The following is a 17643-nucleotide window of genomic DNA, read 5'->3' on the forward strand; positions in this document are numbered from 1 at the left end:
ACTCATATCGAAGAAGCCTAATAATAACTTAGACTAACAAGTTTGAGAAATAATGAGCAATTTTGACTGTCTTTTTTGCCTAAAATTAAAATTGATAAACTCTTAAAAATATGGAAATAAGTGCTAATTGGGTATTTATTCTAATCATCATACCCATATCTGGGATTTTAGTAGGTGCTTGGGATCTTACCAAAAAGAAAATCTACATCTGGCTTTTGGTAATGCTCTGGGGAGTTGTGGGAATACTATTGTTGTTTAGTAAACGTGGATCCTCACCTGAAGAAAAACTGGTGAATATTCCTATCGAAAAAAAGCACTATTATGGCTCGTATGTAATTGCAAGAGAGTTTTTTTCGGGCGACCAAGTAGACTGGCAATACAATCATTTTAGATTTGAAATAAAAGACAACGATTCTATCTATTTCCATTTGACTAATGGTGCCAAAATCAATAAAACTCACAGAGGAGGTATTTCTACCACCAAGCTGGATTCAAATGAAAATTTGATGTTGCACATGGATACCCCAACACACCACATTCTCAAGACAAATCCACGCTTGTATTTCAAAGACAATGAACTGTTTTTAGTTTTTAAATCAAAAAAATATCATAATGTCTATTTCAAAAAAGGCGAATGGAAAGAAATAGAGTAGGTTTATTGAGTGAATTAGTAGTGTAGTATGGATTTTAAACTATTACGGGTTTGGGATTTCTGGTTTCGGAAATAAAGTAAACCTTTTCTGTTTTTATGAAATACTATATAACAGGTGGATTACACTTCCAAAATCCGACATCGGAAATCCGAAATTGACAAATCCTAGTTCCTTTCACACACTACTAATTCACCGTTCGAGTTATATTGTTGTTCCTCCGTCGGCTTCGTAGATTCCTCCTGTGCAATAACCAGAGGCTTCAGAGGCAAGGAATAAGGCTAAGCCAGCGATTTCGTCTACAGTTCCCATGCGAGCAATAGGTAAGCGTTTGACGAAATGGTTAAGTACTTGTTCATTTTGCCAAAGTGCTTCTGAAAACTTAGTTTTGATAAGCCCTGGGCAGATTGAATTTACTCTGATACCGTCACATCCCCATTCTTTAGCCGTAACTTTTGTCAGCATATTCAATGCCGCTTTCGATACAGAATAGATGCCCAATCCCGGGTCGGGGGTGAGACCTGCAATAGAGCTAATATTGATGATAGAACCTCCTCCACGTTGTTTCATGATAGGATGCACTAATTTGCTGATTTCAAAAGGAGCTTTTACATTGATGTTCATAATTTTGTCGAATGCCCACTCTTCACAGTCTAGTACAGGACCATATACAGGATTGGTGGCGGCATTGTTGACAAGAATATCGATACCGCCCAGTTCATCAACTACTTTTCGAATGAGAGCTTTACAACTTGGAATATCGCCAGCGTTGGCAGCTATGCCTATACAAAAACCACCTTCGGCACGAATACTTTCGGCAACTTTATCCAACTCTTCTTGTTTTCGAGAGTTAATCACCACTTTGGCACCACAAGCCGCAAAATGACGAGCTATTGCTTCGCCAATTCCTTTGCTGGCGCCTGTGATAAGGGCTACTTTGTTTTCAAGATTAAAAATCTGATTGGCATTCATTTTTTGATAGTTAAGATTGTTTTAGAGTAAAATATTATGCTTGCATACTAAATTTAAGAGGATTTTTTTAAAAACACAAGATAGAGGCACTTTGTAAGCGATGTTTCAATTCCATTGCAAATGTCTTATCTTGCAGAAGGTTTATTGCTGATTGAATACAGACTATTTCTTAACGTAATTTATGAAACCAGAAACTAAAAAAGATAAAGCTTTGCCTCCATTTGTGTCTTCATGGTCACAATTATATTGGATTGTTGTCGGCAACCTTGTACTGATGATATGTTTATTCCAACTATTCAGCGAATATTTTCGCTAGACCAAAATACCACTAGTAAAAGCTTGGTTATAGTTTATGAATTTTGTACTGCTAAATCGCAAGCTTTGAATTGTAAATGATTAAATAGATGAAGAATATAGACTGGTTAGTTTTGGTGGCTACCCTTGGTGGAATTGTAGGATTTGGTATGTGGAAGGGGCGTGCTTCTAGGCAAAATATTGAAGGCTTCTTGTTGGCTGACAGACAATTGCCATGGTATCATGTCACGCTTTCGGTGATGGCTACTCAGGCAAGTGCTATTACTTTTTTGTCGGCTCCAGGGCAGGCATATACCGATGGTATGCGCTTTGTACAATTTTACTTTGGCTTGCCTTTGGCTATGATTGTGCTGTCGGTGACTTTTATTCCGATGTTTAAAAAACTCAACGTTTATACCGCTTATGAGTTTCTGGAAGGTCGTTTTGATTTAAAAACACGTGTACTGACTTCTTTCTTATTTTTGATTCCTAGGGCACTTTCTACAGGTGTAACCATTGCTGCTCCTTCGATTATTTTATCCACCATTTTGGGTTGGGATTTGTACTGGACCAATATCATGACAGGTTTGGTCGTAACGCTTTATTGTATGTATGGGGGCTCAAAAACCATTTCATATACCCAAATGCAGCAAATGTTTGTGGTATTGATAGGAATGTTTTTGGCTGGCTATATGGTCGTACACCTTTTACCTACGGAAATTGGTTTCGTGGATACGTTAAAAGTTGCTGGTAAAATGGGAAAACTCAATGCTATCGACTGGAAATTTGATTTGAATAATCGCTATAATGTTTGGTCGGGTTTAATTGGTGGTTTCTTTTTGCAGTTATCTTATTTTGGTACAGATCAGTCGCAGGTAGGTCGATATCTATCTGGGGAATCTGTAGGTGAAAGCCGTATTGGTTTATTGATGAATGGTATGCTTAAAATACCGATGCAGTTTTTGATTTTATTAGTTGGAGCCTTGGTTTTTGTCTTCTATCAGTTCAATCAACCACCGCTATTTTTTAACCAAACAGGTTTAGATAAAATTGCCAATACGCAGGAATACCGACAAATAGAAGCCAAACATTCACAGATTTTTCAAGAAAAAAAGGTAGCAGTTACTCAAATGTTCGATGCCCTTAAAAGTGGCAATGAACAACAAATCGAGCAAACAAAAGTCAAGGTGACTGAGGCCGATAAGGCAAGCGGTGAGTTGAGAACAGAAGTAAAAGATTTATTGAAAAAGACTAGCCCCGAAACAGATACCAACGATACCAATTATATCTTCTTGTCATTTGTGACTAAATATCTTCCTGTTGGGATGGTGGGATTATTGATTGCTGTGATTTTATTAGCCTCTATGGGCTCGATGGCATCGGCATTTGGTTCGCTTACCTCTTGTACTATTATTGATATTTATAAAAGATTATTACATCCTGAAGATACCGATCAGCATTATTTGACTGTATCGCGCTGGGTCACGCTTGGTTGGGGGATTTTTTGTATTATCGTGGCGCAATTTACCGCTAATATCGGAAGCTTGATTGAAGCGGTAAATATCCTTGGTTCATGGTTTTATGGAACAATCCTTGGGGTATTTTTAGTAGCTTTTTATTTCAGAAACATCCAAGGAAATGCTGTGTTTTGGGCAGCAATTTTAGCCGAAATTATCGTGATTTATACTTGGTGGATTGATTTAACTGCCTTTTTATGGTTAAATCTTATTGGCTGTGTATTGGTGATTGTTTTTGCATATTTGATTCATTTACTAACACCTAAAAAGATTATAGGTTAATGGTTATTTGTTAGTTAGCTTATTGGGTAGCTACCGCTGACCATTCCCTAATTCTATAAAGATTGATATGTTTTGTAAGTATCTTTACAGCTTAATTTTGTGTTCTCTTAAAACAAACAACAAACCATTACCTCTGTCTCATGATTACCATTCAAAACCAATACCTCAAAGCAACGATTAATCCCAAAGGTGCTGAGTTAGTGAGCCTTGTACAGTTATCTAGCCATATTGATTTTATGTGGGAGGGAGATGCTGCTTATTGGGGTAAACACTCGCCTGTACTTTTTCCAATTGTTGGTTCGCTGAAGGATAATACCTATTTCTACGAAGAAAAAGCTTATCAATTGGGACGTCATGGATTTGCTAGAGATGGCATATTTGAAATAGAAACGCAGACAGAAGATACGGTAACTTTTTTGCTAGCTTCTGATGAAAATACAAAAACGGTATATCCTTTTGACTTTGAGTTTAGATTAAAATATACTCTTCAAGAAAACCAATTGGAATTACAATACATTGTGGATAACTCTGGGGATAAGTTACTTTGGTTTTCGGTGGGGGGGCATCCAGCCTTCAAAGTTCCAATAGAAGAAGGGCTTGCGTATGAAGATTATCGATTAGTTTTTAATAAAACCGAAGACTTTGCTCGTTGGCCTTTGTCACCCGAAGGTTTGATTATGGATACGCCAGAAAGTACCGTGGTGACCTCTCATGAAATTCCACTAACCAAAGAGCTATTTCAGCAAGATGCTTTGGTTTACAAAAACCTTCAATCTGATTGTATTACATTAAAGTCTAATTCGGGGCAGCATCAATTAGAGTTTGGGTTCAAAGGGTATCCTTTCTTAGGAATTTGGGCGGCTAAAAATGCCAATTTTGTATGTATAGAACCATGGTGTGGCATTGCCGACCATGTAAGTCATAACCAAGATATTACTCAAAAAGAAGGTATTATCGCCTTAAACCCTTCCGAAACCTTTACTCGCTCGTGGAGTGTAAAACTGATATAGGAAGATTTTAGGAAAATAAAAAGGTACAAGATTTAAGGAATAAATGTATAAAAACATTAACTTAAATCTTGTGCCTTTTTTCTTTATTTTCAGGATGTTAGAGAAAAGTCAGTTAACCTTCAATACTATCTTTTATGAATACCAATATGAAAAAACTACTACTTCTTTTGCTTGTCTTTCAAGCACTTCTTATTAGTTGTAAAAGCGGACAAACGCCTAATTCTTCTTCTAAGTCAACTGTAAATGTTACGTTTTTGCATCTCAATGATGTGTATGAAATCGCACCGCTTGAAGGAGGTAAAGTAGGAGGAATGGCACGCGTAGCTACAGTTCGCAAGGAGTTATTAGCTCAAAACCCCAATACGATTACGTTGTTAGCTGGAGACTTCCTAAATCCGTCTTTAATAGGAACTTTTAAGCATGAAGGGAAAAGTATTAAAGGCAAACAAATGGTGGAGGTAATGGATGCCATTGGGATGGATTGGGTAGGATTGGGCAATCATGAGTTTGATGTAGACGAAGCCGAATTATTAGAACGAATCAACCTTTCTAAATTTAATTGGTTGGCTTCAAATGCTTTTCATAATACCCCAAATGGCGTAGAGCCTTTTGCCAAAAATGATGTTCCATTTCCGAAGACTACAATTTTGACTTTCAAAAATGCTTCAGGAGCCTCTGTAAAAGTAGGTATGTTCTCGGTGGTATTGCCAGCCAACAAGAAGAACTTTGTAGTATATGACGACTTTTTTGAATCAGCTAAAAAAGCGTATCAAGAACTCAAACCCCAATGTGATTTTGTAGTGGCTATTACTCACCTCAACAAGGTAGATGATGCAAAACTAGCTGAAATGTTACCAGAAGTAAAACTTTTGATGGGTGGGCACGATCACGACAATATGATTCAGAAAGTAGGAGATGTTGTCATTGCAAAAGCGGATGCCAATGCAAAAACAGTTTATGTACATCATTTTTCTTTTGATACCCAAACAAAAAAGCTAAGCCTTACAAGCGAACTACGCAAAATTGACGACACCATTGTGGAAGATGCCTCTGTGGCAACTATTGTACAAAAATGGGAGCAAATTTTGGATGCAGCTATCAAGAAAATGGGGCTTGATAAAAACGATGTAGTTGCCACACTCGATACACCACTTGACGGTCGTGAAAGTAGTATTCGCAATTTTCAAACTAACCTTGGTACTGCTATTGCTAAAGCAATGTCGAAAGCATCAAGCAAACCCAACGACTGTGCGATATTTAATGGTGGTTCGGTGCGCATCGATGACCAAGTGGGCGGTAAGGTGACGCAGTTGGATATTATGCGTGTATTGCCTTTTGGTGGAAAAATCGTGGAGGCCGAAATGAAAGGTAGGTTGCTGGAACAGGTATTGAATACAGGACTGAAAAACAAAGGTAATGGGGGATATTTGCAGTGGGATAAAATTACCTACGATGCTACAAAAAACGAGTGGACAATCAATGAGAAATTATTGGATGTCAATCAAACCTATTACGTGGTGTTACCTAAATTTTTGATAGAAGGAAAAGAAACAAATCTAGGTTTTTTGACAGATAAAAATCCTGATGTATTGAAGGTAGTCGAACCCGATGCCAATGATACTAACGACGTGCGCTCAGATGTGAGAAAGGTATTGATTGCGTATTTGAAGACAAAATGATTTTGATGATTTGAAAACCTAATAATTTGAAGATTCGGGAATTTGAAAATGAAGAGATTTTTCCTAATAGGGTGCGACTTAAGTCGCACCCTATTAGGAAAAAATGCAATAGTTTATCTTTTAGAATTCGAAGATTAAAAAAGACATTTTCAAATCTTCAAATCCCCAAATTTTCAAATTAATAAGAACCTATTTCTTCTTTTTGATAGGATTCATTACTGGAAGCTTTGTAGTCCATTCTGCCACGCCTTTTTCGATAGCATCTTTGAAGAAACCGAAGTTTGCGTCGCTTTTACCTAACTCAAGGGCTTTTTGTGCCAATGGAACAGCCTCTACGAAATTGTTCATTTTAGCCAAAATTTGAGCTTTTGTCCATACATTTCTGAACGTTTCTACAGCACCAACCGACGAGTTAGCTAATTTCAATGCTTGCTCCAACTTACCTTTTCCTAACAAAAAGCCAGCTGCATTATTCATCGTATTGGCATTGTCAGTAGCAGCTTTTGCAATAGCGGCTTCAATCATTTTGGTAGTTTCAACGCCAATTTTAGCAGAAACTTTTTTGTCAGCCCAAGAAAAGTTTAAGTTGGCAGTACTATCTGTAATATCAGATAAATCAAAACTAAAAGACTCAACTTTAGCATTACCACTTGCCGAAGCTTTTACACGAAGAGCGTCTTTTTCTTGGCTATAAGATTGCTCAGAAGCAGTAATATCTTTGTTGAAAATCAACGTCCATTCGCTTTGCGAAGGAATTGAGAAAATAGAATATGTGCCAGCTGCTAATTTTTGACCATTGATTGTTACATCATTTGACAAAGTAATTTGTGTAGCAGCGTTTGCACCTGTACGCCACACTTTATCGTAAGGAACCAAAGCGCCAAAGATTTCACGACCACGTACATTCGGACGAGAATATTTGATAGCAATATCAGTTGTTCCAACAGTTTGAGAAACCGATGCTGCCGAACTAGGTTGTGGCAAACGCAATTGGGCCGAGGCTGCAAATGAGCCTGATACGAGTAAAGCTAAGAGGATTTTTTTCATGAGATTGGTAAAAATGATGATTAGAATGAATTGAATACAAAGCTAAAAGTCTTTCGTGGAGATAGACTATTTTTTCGCTCAAATGCTCAGAAAGTTAGCGGAATTATTGCCAGGAAGGAATGATAAGTACTTTTTGTTAAAAGTATCTCTTCAATGAAGAAAAATTAGATTTTTTAAAAATCTACAATATTTGTATTTTAATGTCAATTTTCGTAAATTTTGTACAAAATTTGATATTGAAATTATGATACAGGAGTTTTCGGTCAAAAACTTTCTTTCTTTTAGAGAAAAACAAACCATTAGCTTTTTAGCAAGTACAGATAAAAAAAATGTTAATGAAGTTACTTTTCAACCTAGAGAAGGAGTCAAAATATTAAAATTATTAATGGTTTATGGAGCAAATGCTTCTGGCAAAACCAATTTGATATTGGCTATTCAGGCTTTGTGGGTGTTGATGATATCTTCACAAGCAAACGAGGACGAAAAAATAAGTCAATATCGTCCATTTATTTTAGATGAAGGTGAGCCTACCGAATTTGAAATTATTTTTTGGAAGGGTTCTATAAAATATAAGTACCACGTAGTTTTTGACGAATCCCGAATATTGTATGAAAGACTTATGTATACAACTGAGTCGGGTATATTATCCGATTTGTATGAACGTTCGCAGAAAGAAACTATAAAATTTGGTAGCACCATACGTGAATTAAAAGCAAAGGATAAGCAAGTCTTTAATACTGAGACATTAAAAAATCATACAGTATTAGCTACTTTAAACAAGAAAAATATACAATCACCTTCTGTTTTAGTCGACTTATATATTTGGATTAAAAACAATGTTCATGGCATAGGCTCTTATCAAAATGCCTATGAAATTGCCGAGTTGGCGAATCGAGATAAAGGTGTAAAAAACTTTTTGCTAGAAATTTTAAAGAAAGCGGACTTCAATATCTCTGATGTTCATTTAGTAGAAACTACCTTAAGTCCTCAATTGATTACTGAAATAGAAAAAGATGTTAATGTATCGAATGAGCTAAAAGCCAAACTTCTTAAACCTCAGAAAGAAATACTTTTTTTCCATAATAGTGACGAAAAGGCTTTCTCAATTCCCTACAGAATGGAATCTGCTGGTACAAAAGCCTATTTTAGACTAGCACGATTGTTATTGGAACTAGGAAATGAAGGCACATTGGTAATGGAGGATGAACTGGAAGATAGCCTTCATTATGATTTGTTACTTCACTTTTTGGAAACCTTTTTAAGAACAGAAATAGAAAGTCAACTGATTTTTGCCACACATAGTCAAATGTTATTAAGTGAAGAATGGATGCTGAGGCGAGATATGATCGTGTTGGTAGAGAAAAGTAAAAACTCTTCCTCTCTTTTATATAAAGCGTCAGATTTTGGCTTACATAAAAATGTTTCTTTGCTTAATGCCTATAAGATTGGCAAACTAGGAGCAAAGCCCATATTAGGTTCTACTTTTATCAATGAAAGTTAATTATGAAAAAACGTGCTATTGCTGTTATTGGCGAAGGTATCACAGAAAAGTACTACATCGAATCACTGAAGGAATTATCTCCTTTTACTATTGTTCCAAGAGAGTTGGGCATTAAAGCTTCAAATCTTGAAAAGCTTAAAAGTAACATAGATTCTTGTATTGCATTAGGTTATGATGAGGTGTATTGTCTGATAGATATGGATGGAAAAACTTCAGGAAAAACCAAAGAACAGTATCTGAAACTAAAAAATAAATATCATAGTAAAATACATGGTAAGAAAAATAAGGGAATCCAGTGTAAAGTAGTATTTCTCGAAACAGAAAGGTGTACAGAGCTGTGGTTTTTGTACTATTTTACGAACTCGACGATCACGAAAAAATTTTCTAGCTATGAAGATTTAGAGAAAGAGCTAAAGAGGTTCCGTCCTGACTATGAGAAAAGTGAACGATATTTTAAAGCTATAAAAGGTATTCACCAACATTTTGAACAAATAGAACCCAACGGTTCATTGCTAAAAGCTAGGAAAAATGCAAGGGCGTCAATGAAGAGTAAAGTACAAGATGAGCGTGAGTATAGTTATAGCGAAATATATCTTTTGATTGAAGCTTTAGAGATTGTAGTTTAAATGAGTTTATGGCGTAATATCCTTGCTATCCCAACAGAATATCCTCAACTTTGTAGGCTCAATTAAAAATCCTTATTCCATGCACAGAAAGCAACTTCTTCAACTGCTAGAGCAATACACGCCTGCCGATGCTACAGAACAACTACACTATGAGGCTATTTGTGAGTTTGTTAACCAACAACCAGACTGTTTTGAACGTACTCTACTCATAGGTCACGTAACAGGTTCGGCTTGGATTGTTGATGCTGAACGTCAACACACTTTATTGACACATCATCATAAATTGAATCAGTGGTTTCAGACTGGTGGGCATTGCGATGGTGACCCAGACGTATTGGCAGTATCCTTACGCGAAGCGGAGGAAGAAACTGGTTTGACATCTGTAAAGGCTATATCTCCTCAGATTTTCGATATTGATGTACATATCATTCCTGCTCGTAAAACCGAGCCTGAACACTATCATTATGATGTTCGTTTTTTGATAGAAGCTGACAAAAACGAACCTTTGATTGTGAGTTCAGAATCAAAAGATTTGGCTTGGGTAGCTATTTCTGAAGTATCTAATCTTAATAATAGCGAATCGATTATGAGAATGGCTAGAAAGAGCTTGGCAATTTGAAAATGAGATAATTTGAAGATTTGAAAATTTCAGTTTTAAAACTGTTAAAAAATTAGTCCAAGACTAAGTCTTGAACTAGGGATGAAAATTACCATCATTTTCAAATCTTCAAATCCCCAAATTTTCAAATTATAGTATCAGTCCTTCTACCAAGGCATCTATATCATTCATATCGTTGTACACGTGCGGTGCGATACGAATAGCCTGCCCTCTGAAAGAAACCTGAACATTACGAGCTTTGAGCGATGCTTGTATTTGAGCAATATCAGCTTGTGGAGGAATACGTAAACCAACCAAGTGTTTGCTACGATATGGTAGATCATCTACCCAGAAACCTTTTTCTTGTAATAGTTTTAAAGGTTCTTCCAGTAATTGATGGCAATAGGCTTCAATATTTTCGACGCCCCAATCAAGAATCTGTGTTAGTGAAGCACAAAACATAGGATTCAAGATGAAATTACTTCTTTCGCCGACGTTATAGCGATCGGCAAAGGGACGGTATTCGGTTTGATAATTAACTAAGTTCTTGAATTCTTCTGAGCCTACTCTATTAATCCAGTTGCGTTCCAAAGGGCGACCTTCGTCAAAAGCAGGACCAAAATATGCTGCACCTGCCGAATAGGGACCCAATAACCATTTATAACCTACGTTAATGATGGCGTCTGGTTGTACCTGTTGCACATCAAAAGGCATCGCACCGATCGACTGAGTACCATCCAATATCAACCAAGCTCCAACTTCACGACAACGAGCCCCTAATGTTACTAGGTCAAATCGTGTACCATCAGCCCAGTGTGTTGGCGAAACTACTACCATACAAGTATTTTGATTGACAGCGTCTAATAAACGCTCATTCCAGATTTTACCACGATTTTCTAAAGTGTCTGGAGGTAAAATATAGCGAATAGATAAGCCTTTGTCTTCAGCAATTTCTTCCCAAGCATATACATCTGAAGGGAACTCTTCATGCACCATCAAGATTTCCTGTCCCGATGCCAAACCTGCCTTGAAGGCTAAGTTTTTAGCAACGATTGCCATTCCATAAGAAGTCGATGGAATGAGGGCAATGCGTTTGGGTTCAGGGCAATTAATCAGCTTTGAATAGGCTTCTTGTACTGGAGCAGTAGTTTCAAAAAAGCTCTCTTGCGTAATACGTTGTGGCTGAGATTTACGCAAAATTCCTTGAATACCAGCCTCCTCTACCGACTTCAGGTTGGGCGACATGGTAGCGCAATTGATATAATGAATTCCGTCTTCGAGACTAAAAAGATGTTTTTGACAGGTTAACGACATTTAGTTTGAATTTAGAAGTGAACGTCTTTCAAAGATAGAGTTTTTTAAAGAATATTTAGGGGAGAGGGTATAGGGGTTAGTTTTTTTCGAGTGAACTAGGGCGAAGGCGCAGAGGCACAGAGTGGATAGGGATTAGGCAAGGAGGGAATAGTTTTTCATTGAGTGAACAGGGGCAAAGGCACAGAGGCACAAAGTGGGTTTAAGGGATAGGGGGTGGGTAAGATAGCAAATTCCTAGTTCAAGACTTAGCCTTGGACTTACTTTTAAACAGTTTTAAAACTGAATCAATAAATGGTTAAATGTAATACTCTTTAAACTCTCTCATTACGGGTGAATAAATTCACCCACTAAGGGGAATCATTGATTTATAACTAGCTATATATCAACTTTAGAGAGACTATATCCCTAAATCCACTTTGTACCTCAGTGCCTTTGTCCCCCGTTCCCTCAATAAAAACTATTACCTCCTTGCCTAAACCCTATCCCCTAACTCCACCCTGTACCTTTGCCCCTGTTCACTAAACAATGATAAATATTCCTCCTCAAAGAAACATTTATTATTACAAATCGTTATATTTAAAAAGTTTAATAAATTCTTGGATAGTTTAAATATATAGATCAAATGGAGCTACCTATTTTTAATTATAACTATACAAACGAAGGTAAAGGACAAAAGAAGGATCTGGAGGTGGTGAGAGACGAAAGATGGTTAGGGAACTCCTTGGTAGGATATATGGTCGATGAACAAAATGGTGAATGGCTAATCTCCTTGATTTTTATTTCAAATGACAATCCTTTAAAATTTGCTATTCGACGATTGGAGCGACATCATTCTGTCGAAAAGGCCAATCAATATTCGATGCTTTCTCAAAAAACAGCTAGAATGCTGCAACCTTGCTATCAAAGTTTTAGCAACTAAGCAGTGAATTGTGAATGATGAATTGTGAGTTAGAACTGTACGGAGGATTTTCAACAATTGCGGATTTGGGATTTCTGATTTCGGAAGTGTAAGCTTCTATATTTTTTACAAAATATAGAAGCTTACACTTCCGAAATCCCACATCCGATATCTGAAATAGACAATTCATCACTCACAACTCACATAAAGTCTGAAACTACCAGACCTCGCTCTCTCACTTGTTCTTCTTTTTCGAGACGTAGTAAAATCCTTCTGAAAATTTCTTGTAAACTGATGCCTTGATGTTGAGCAATAAAAGGCAAAAAGCTATTTGAGTCCAAATTTGGCATGGTATTAATATCCAAAATATAGATTTTCCCGTCCGACACACGTACATCTGTGCGTGACATTCCTCTTAATCCTAAGGCATGATGCACGCGCAATACCATTTCCTGCATGGCTTGGCAAGTCTCTGCATCTAAGTCATGATACAGCACTTTTTCGGTACGACCGTATTGCTGTCCCGCAATGTACACTTCTCGTTCGTCATCAGGACGAATTTCTAGGGGATTCAAACAAATATAATCGCTCGCCTCTTCGTTAGGAATTACACCGACCGTAAACTCTCGACCCGAAAGATACGGTTGGATAATCATTTCATCTTTTTCCAATAATTGCTGATAAGGAATATTTTCCTTGTCAAATACCAACATATTTTGGTGAAGACTACCAAAGCGAGGTTTGGCAATAAAACGAGTAAAGGTTGAAGTACTAACTTCGCTCAGAGAAATAATTGCAGGCGTGGCAACACCCACTTTGGCACATACCTCTGGTAAATGTAGTTTATCTTTAGCCAATATCTGTGACTGATAATTGCTAGCGGTATGTTTTATTCCATTATCTTCGAGCCAACGAACGATGTCATGTTGTCCTTCGTCGCCAAAACCATAACATACGTTGAATACAATGTCAAATTGTTTAAGAAAATTGGCAAATTCGGAAGTGAATCCTACAAAATGAGTAACATAGGGGTAATATTCTTCGGGTGTGGAAGCTAAGAAATTAGCTACTGTACGAGCAAAAATATTTTCCTTCCATGGGGTAAAGCTAGAATCCGAGTAAAGGTAGATAAGCCTTTTGGTTGTCATGGGTAAAAAGGGTTTTAATTTCGACCCAAAATACTTGAACAAAATGGAGAAAAGGTTATCGGTATGTTATCTAATTATTATTCTTTTTTCCGTTGTTTATCAATACGTTACATATATTTTTCTTTAATGCTAAATTAATAATTCCATAACCCGAAAGATTACTTTGGCATGCATCTTTGCTCATTAATTATGTTATCAAACCAATTTATTTTGAAAGCGTTTTATCGACCATTTTGGCTTTTTTGTATTCTACTAATTGCTTGGAATTCTAGTGCTCAAACTTATATCAAAGTGAAAGGAAAGGTAGTTGATGCCAAAACCAACGAAGTAATTCCTTTTGCCAGCGTATTGATTCAAGGTACCAATCGTGGCACACAAACCGACCTCAACGGCAATTTCTTTATTGAAACCTCTCCACAGCATCCTTCTATCAAAGTTTCGATTATTGGGTATCAGTCCCAAACCAAAACCTTTCAAACTGCCAAAGATGTCCAACAACTTACTGTGCGCCTTCAATCGCTCAATACCAGTTTGGACGAAGTGGTGGTAAAAGGAAAAAAGGACAAATACCGTAATAAAGATAACCCCGCGGTACAACTGGTACGCAAGGTGATTGAGCACAAATCCATGAACCGCCCTGAGGCGCTCAATTTTTATCAATACAATAAATACGAAAAGCTAGAATTCGATTTGAGTAATATTTCTGAAAAATTTAGAAACAAACGCTCTCTTCGCAAATTTGACTTTGTATTTAACCACCTCGATACGTCTAAAATCACTGGGAAGGTTACGTTGCCTATGTATCTCAAAGAGACTATCTCTGATGTGTATTATCGTAAAAATCCAGAATCTAAAAAAGAGGTTATTACTGGAGATAAAATGACTGGTCTGGGTGGCTATGTGGATAACAATGGGATAAAACTTTATCTGGAGGCATTGTATCAAGAGGTCAATTTTTATGACAATAATATCCTATTACTTGCGAAGCAATTTTTAGGGCCTACTTCGCCGATTGCGCCGCAGTTTTATCGTTATGCCATTATTGATACAACCGTTTATAAAGATGTAAAATGCATTACCTTAGGGTTTGCACCTCGCAATACCAATGACCAACTGTTTCAAGGGCAAATGCTTGTAGCAATGGATTCGAGTTATGCGGTACGAAAAGTAGAAATGGGTTTTTCGAAAGATATTAATGTCAACTTTGTGACTGACCTCAAAATTGCACAGGAATTCGAGTTTGTAGGGGATAAGGGCTTAATGCTTACCAAGGACGATTTGATTATTGAGTTTAATCCTTTGAAAAAAGAAAATGGCATGAGCTTGTTTGGACAAAGAAGCGTGTCCTATCATGATTATAAACTTGATTTACCGATTGAAGCAAGCCGTTTTGAGGGGTATCGTACCGAAGTCCTCAAAGACGCTACTCAACGGAAAGATGATTATTGGTCGCAAGCACGCCACCAACCGCTCAGTACCAAGGAAATGGGTATTTATACCATGGTAGATAGTGTCAAAAGAGTGCCAGCCTTTCAGCGATTTATGAATACGGCGTCCTTTTTGATGGAAGGTTATAAGCCATTAGGTGCTATAGAAATAGGTCCCGTAAATACTTTTTATAGCTTCAACCCTGTTGAGGGGCTTCGCCTACGTTTGGGAGGGCGTACTACTGCCAAATTTAGTGAACGAATGGCTTTTGAGGTATATTCGGCGTATGGTTTCCGTGACCAAAAATGGAAGTATTTTGCCTCGGCGACGTTATCACTGACCGACCATAATATTTATACCTATCCGATTCGTCATTTACGCTTGTCTTATCAAAATGACTTGAAAATCCCAGGACAAGAATTACAGTTTGTTCAAGAAGATAACTTTTTACTTTCTTTCAAAAGAGGTATCAACAACCAACGAACCTACAACCAAGTATGGACACTCGACTGGCTACGAGAATCGAAATCTGGGGTAGCGTGGAGTGCGCAAATCAAGAAAACGATTCAAACACCGACGGGCTCGTTGACCTACGAAAATGGACTAGGACAAACCGTACCACAACTCGATAATACAGAATTTGGGGTAGGTTTGAGATATGCGCCCAATGAGCAGTTTTATCAAGGGAAAAACTATCGTATCCCGATTGTGAATCAATATCCCGTTATTCAATTGCGCTATAATTATTCGCCAAAAGGATTTTTGGGAAGTGAATACGAATATAGTCGCGTGATGGCGCAGATGTACAAACGGGTAAATATTCCGCCATTGGGTTATACCAATTTAACGATTGAAGGAGCTAAGTTATGGGGGAAAGTACCGTTTCCGCTATTGCTCATTCATAGAGCCAACCAAACGTATTCGTATCAGTTAGAATCCTACAACTTGATGAACTTCTTGGAGTTTGTGAGTGACCAATATGCTACCATATTTTTTGACCACCATTTCAACGGATTTTTCTTTAACAAAATCCCCTTATTGAACCGACTCAAAATTCGTGAAGTAGCCTCATTTACTGGTTTGTGGGGAAGCGTATCCGACCAGAACAAACCTTCGTCGGATAATCAGTTACTGGCGTTTCCCAAATATGCTAATGGCGACCCTATCACTTATTCATTAGACCATCGACCTTATATGGAGATGAGCGTTGGGGTAGAAAACGTATTTAAAATTCTTCGAATAGACCTACTCAAACGATTGTCTTATCTCGACCATCCTAATGCGCCTAGTTCGCTGGCAGTTAGGTTTAGGGTGAAGTTTGATTTTTAGGCACAAGGCAACAGGCACGAGGCAAAGAGTGTTAAAATGTTTTTTAGTAACGATAGAGACGCCAAACTTGGCGTCTCTATTTTTGTAATATCCCAATCCTATTTTATCATCATTCCTATCAAAAATTATTAGAAAAATGGTCTGATAAGTTCTATTTGATTGCCAATGGTTTTACTAAAATGAGCTTTGTAGAAAGGTCCTGAATTATTAGGGTCAAATAGAAAATTTCTACGAATACCCATATATTCAAACGAAAAAATATATCCACCTTGGTCGTAAGCATCGGGGTTGCCAAAAATGTTTCTAGGTTCAAAAAGCATCCACAAAGGAATCGTCACTAATAATTTGGCATTAGAATTTTCATTTCGGTTCCATTGTGTTGGCAAGTTAGATGGGTTTCTCTGTGAATTACAGTAAGTGTTTGGATATGATTTAGATAACCTTTGGGGACTTATCTCATATACAACGGCACAAGAGTCTATACATTCACAAGCATAAAAACCGTACGACTGTGTAGAGGGGGTAATAGTAATGGTTAAAGACAATAGGAAAAATAGGCTCATGCCCAAAAGAATCTTTGATGAACGTTTCATGATATTAATGGGAACTACAGTTGCAGTTTACTTGCTTACAAACCTCATTGTAAGTTGGTAGTAATAGATTTTGATTCAGCGACACTTTAGTTTTTTGAATTCTTTTTCTTTGAAAATCAATGAATCCCAATTCACTTGTCAAATGTCCTTCTTTGGGAAAATAGGAAACGTAATACGCCCCATTTTTATCATAAATATTCTGATATTCTAAGCCATCCATATTTTCTATACTCATGAGTGTTTTATTATTTCTTAAATCGTAAATAGTCAAAATTTGAATATCAGAAGAGTAATTTGAAAAAAGATAGTGTCCATCCTTTGAAACTGCAAAAGCTCCGCCTTGCAATGTGGTCAATTTTCCACTAGCATCAATCAGTAGAGTTTCACCATCATTGTCACCAAATTTAGAAATGATAAAGTAGTCTTTGAGAGGTTGTTTTGAGGATAAATACAGTCCAGAACAAGAGCCTACAGGATCTATATCATAAAATCTCTTACTTATCGTTTTACGATTTTTTCTAATATATAACCAAGCACGACATGCAAATTGATTGGCAGTGTTTTTCTTGGGATGTATCATCGTAGTAATAATTTCTAACGAACCCCACTGCAAAGTATCACTTTGAGTTATGTACTTATGTCGGCTTCCCATTTTTAGTACAGTTTAAAAATATACATAATCTGATTGTTTTGATTATGTATTTAACCCTTCTTGGGCTGAGTGTAGCGTAGCGGAACGAAGCCCAAGAAGGGTGTT

General features: G+C 37.1%; 15 protein-coding genes. 9 read left to right on the plus strand and 6 right to left on the minus strand.

Annotation, left to right across the window (positions count from 1 at the left end; translation table 11 throughout):
* Positions 1–110: 110 nt before the first annotated feature.
* Positions 111–653 carry a hypothetical protein gene (locus QM481_RS15605; RefSeq protein WP_283382385.1) on the plus strand — a complete coding sequence of 181 codons (543 nt, stop codon included), beginning with the start codon at positions 111–113 and terminating at the stop codon, positions 651–653.
* A 201-nt stretch (positions 654–854) separates the two neighbouring features.
* On the opposite strand, the gene QM481_RS15610 is transcribed toward QM481_RS15605, so the two are convergent.
* Positions 855–1622, minus strand: coding sequence for an SDR family NAD(P)-dependent oxidoreductase (locus tag QM481_RS15610; protein ID WP_283382386.1), 768 nt, complete (start codon positions 1620–1622; stop codon positions 855–857).
* Between the two features lie 404 nt (positions 1623–2026).
* On the opposite strand from QM481_RS15610, the gene QM481_RS15615 reads away from it, so the two are divergent.
* From QM481_RS15615 to QM481_RS15625, 3 genes are all read left to right on the plus strand, one after another.
* Positions 2027–3715: a sodium:solute symporter family protein gene (locus QM481_RS15615; protein WP_283382387.1), complete on the plus strand. Its 1689-nt coding sequence runs from the start codon at positions 2027–2029 to the stop codon at positions 3713–3715.
* A gap of 140 nt (positions 3716–3855) precedes the next feature.
* The gene (locus tag QM481_RS15620; protein WP_283382388.1) at positions 3856–4725 is read left to right on the plus strand and encodes an aldose 1-epimerase family protein; all 870 of its coding nucleotides are present in this window, start codon (positions 3856–3858) and stop codon (positions 4723–4725) included.
* A 146-nt stretch (positions 4726–4871) separates the two neighbouring features.
* Positions 4872–6404, plus strand: a complete 1533-nt coding sequence (locus QM481_RS15625) for a bifunctional metallophosphatase/5'-nucleotidase (RefSeq protein WP_283382389.1) — start codon at positions 4872–4874, stop codon at positions 6402–6404.
* A 189-nt stretch (positions 6405–6593) separates the two neighbouring features.
* Here QM481_RS15625 and QM481_RS15630 read toward each other — a convergent pair whose 3' ends face one another.
* Positions 6594–7451, minus strand: a complete 858-nt coding sequence (locus tag QM481_RS15630; protein ID WP_283382390.1) for a DUF2911 domain-containing protein — start codon at positions 7449–7451, stop codon at positions 6594–6596.
* A 244-nt stretch (positions 7452–7695) separates the two neighbouring features.
* On the opposite strand from QM481_RS15630, the gene QM481_RS15635 reads away from it, so the two are divergent.
* The 3 genes from QM481_RS15635 (at position 7696) to QM481_RS15645 (ending at position 10197) form a co-directional block, all read left to right on the plus strand.
* Positions 7696–8952, plus strand: a complete 1257-nt coding sequence (locus tag QM481_RS15635; protein ID WP_283382391.1) for an AAA family ATPase — start codon at positions 7696–7698, stop codon at positions 8950–8952.
* A gap of 2 nt (positions 8953–8954) precedes the next feature.
* A complete protein-coding gene (locus QM481_RS15640) occupies positions 8955–9578 on the plus strand; it encodes an RloB family protein (RefSeq protein ID WP_283382392.1) in 624 nt (207 codons plus the stop codon).
* Between the two features lie 79 nt (positions 9579–9657).
* Positions 9658–10197: an NUDIX hydrolase gene (locus tag QM481_RS15645; protein ID WP_283382393.1), complete on the plus strand. Its 540-nt coding sequence runs from the start codon at positions 9658–9660 to the stop codon at positions 10195–10197.
* A 129-nt stretch (positions 10198–10326) separates the two neighbouring features.
* On the opposite strand, the gene QM481_RS15650 is transcribed toward QM481_RS15645, so the two are convergent.
* On the minus strand, positions 10327–11490 hold the full coding sequence (locus QM481_RS15650) for an aminotransferase class V-fold PLP-dependent enzyme (protein WP_283382394.1): 1164 nt from the start codon (positions 11488–11490) through the stop codon (positions 10327–10329).
* A gap of 622 nt (positions 11491–12112) precedes the next feature.
* Between QM481_RS15650 and QM481_RS15655 the strand changes: the two genes are divergently transcribed.
* Positions 12113–12409, plus strand: coding sequence for a hypothetical protein (locus QM481_RS15655; protein ID WP_283382395.1), 297 nt, complete (start codon positions 12113–12115; stop codon positions 12407–12409).
* A 179-nt stretch (positions 12410–12588) separates the two neighbouring features.
* On the opposite strand, the gene QM481_RS15660 is transcribed toward QM481_RS15655, so the two are convergent.
* Positions 12589–13536: an ATP-grasp domain-containing protein gene (locus QM481_RS15660; RefSeq protein WP_283382396.1), complete on the minus strand. Its 948-nt coding sequence runs from the start codon at positions 13534–13536 to the stop codon at positions 12589–12591.
* Positions 13537–13725: 189 nt separating this feature from the next.
* Here QM481_RS15660 and QM481_RS15665 point away from each other — a divergent pair, with 189 nt between their 5' ends.
* Entirely contained in the window at positions 13726–16293 is a 2568-nt protein-coding gene (locus tag QM481_RS15665; RefSeq protein ID WP_283382397.1) for a DUF5686 and carboxypeptidase-like regulatory domain-containing protein, read from the plus strand.
* Between the two features lie 128 nt (positions 16294–16421).
* On the opposite strand, the gene QM481_RS15670 is transcribed toward QM481_RS15665, so the two are convergent.
* Complete coding sequence (locus QM481_RS15670) at positions 16422–16886, minus strand: hypothetical protein (RefSeq protein WP_283382398.1); 465 nt, start codon at positions 16884–16886, stop codon at positions 16422–16424.
* 4 nt (positions 16887–16890) lie between these two features.
* On the minus strand, positions 16891–17538 hold the full coding sequence (locus QM481_RS15675) for a hypothetical protein (RefSeq protein WP_283382399.1): 648 nt from the start codon (positions 17536–17538) through the stop codon (positions 16891–16893).
* Between the last annotated feature and the right edge of the window lie 105 nt (positions 17539–17643).

It is taken from the genome of Flectobacillus rivi, assembly GCF_030056655.1.
Taxonomy (GTDB): Bacteria; Bacteroidota; Bacteroidia; order Cytophagales; family Spirosomataceae; genus Flectobacillus; species Flectobacillus rivi.

What these genes read in the sequence shown, in the direction of transcription:
- QM481_RS15665 (WP_283382397.1), top strand. Translation starts at nt 13,726, where the DNA reads ATGTTATCAAACCAATTTATTTTGAAAGCGTTTTATCGACCATTTTGG.
- QM481_RS15640 (WP_283382392.1), top strand. Translation starts at nt 8,955, where the DNA reads ATGAAAAAACGTGCTATTGCTGTTATTGGCGAAGGTATCACAGAAAAG.
- QM481_RS15615 (WP_283382387.1), top strand. Translation starts at nt 2,027, where the DNA reads ATGAAGAATATAGACTGGTTAGTTTTGGTGGCTACCCTTGGTGGAATT.
- QM481_RS15635 (WP_283382391.1), top strand. Translation starts at nt 7,696, where the DNA reads ATGATACAGGAGTTTTCGGTCAAAAACTTTCTTTCTTTTAGAGAAAAA.
- QM481_RS15620 (WP_283382388.1), top strand. Translation starts at nt 3,856, where the DNA reads ATGATTACCATTCAAAACCAATACCTCAAAGCAACGATTAATCCCAAA.
- QM481_RS15645 (WP_283382393.1), top strand. Translation starts at nt 9,658, where the DNA reads ATGCACAGAAAGCAACTTCTTCAACTGCTAGAGCAATACACGCCTGCC.
- QM481_RS15630 (WP_283382390.1), bottom strand. Translation starts at nt 7,451, where the DNA reads ATGAAAAAAATCCTCTTAGCTTTACTCGTATCAGGCTCATTTGCAGCC.
- QM481_RS15675 (WP_283382399.1), bottom strand. Translation starts at nt 17,538, where the DNA reads ATGGGAAGCCGACATAAGTACATAACTCAAAGTGATACTTTGCAGTGG.
- QM481_RS15625 (WP_283382389.1), top strand. Translation starts at nt 4,872, where the DNA reads ATGAAAAAACTACTACTTCTTTTGCTTGTCTTTCAAGCACTTCTTATT.
- QM481_RS15605 (WP_283382385.1), top strand. Translation starts at nt 111, where the DNA reads ATGGAAATAAGTGCTAATTGGGTATTTATTCTAATCATCATACCCATA.
- QM481_RS15660 (WP_283382396.1), bottom strand. Translation starts at nt 13,536, where the DNA reads ATGACAACCAAAAGGCTTATCTACCTTTACTCGGATTCTAGCTTTACC.
- QM481_RS15655 (WP_283382395.1), top strand. Translation starts at nt 12,113, where the DNA reads ATGGAGCTACCTATTTTTAATTATAACTATACAAACGAAGGTAAAGGA.
- QM481_RS15650 (WP_283382394.1), bottom strand. Translation starts at nt 11,490, where the DNA reads ATGTCGTTAACCTGTCAAAAACATCTTTTTAGTCTCGAAGACGGAATT.
- QM481_RS15610 (WP_283382386.1), bottom strand. Translation starts at nt 1,622, where the DNA reads ATGAATGCCAATCAGATTTTTAATCTTGAAAACAAAGTAGCCCTTATC.
- QM481_RS15670 (WP_283382398.1), bottom strand. Translation starts at nt 16,886, where the DNA reads ATGAAACGTTCATCAAAGATTCTTTTGGGCATGAGCCTATTTTTCCTA.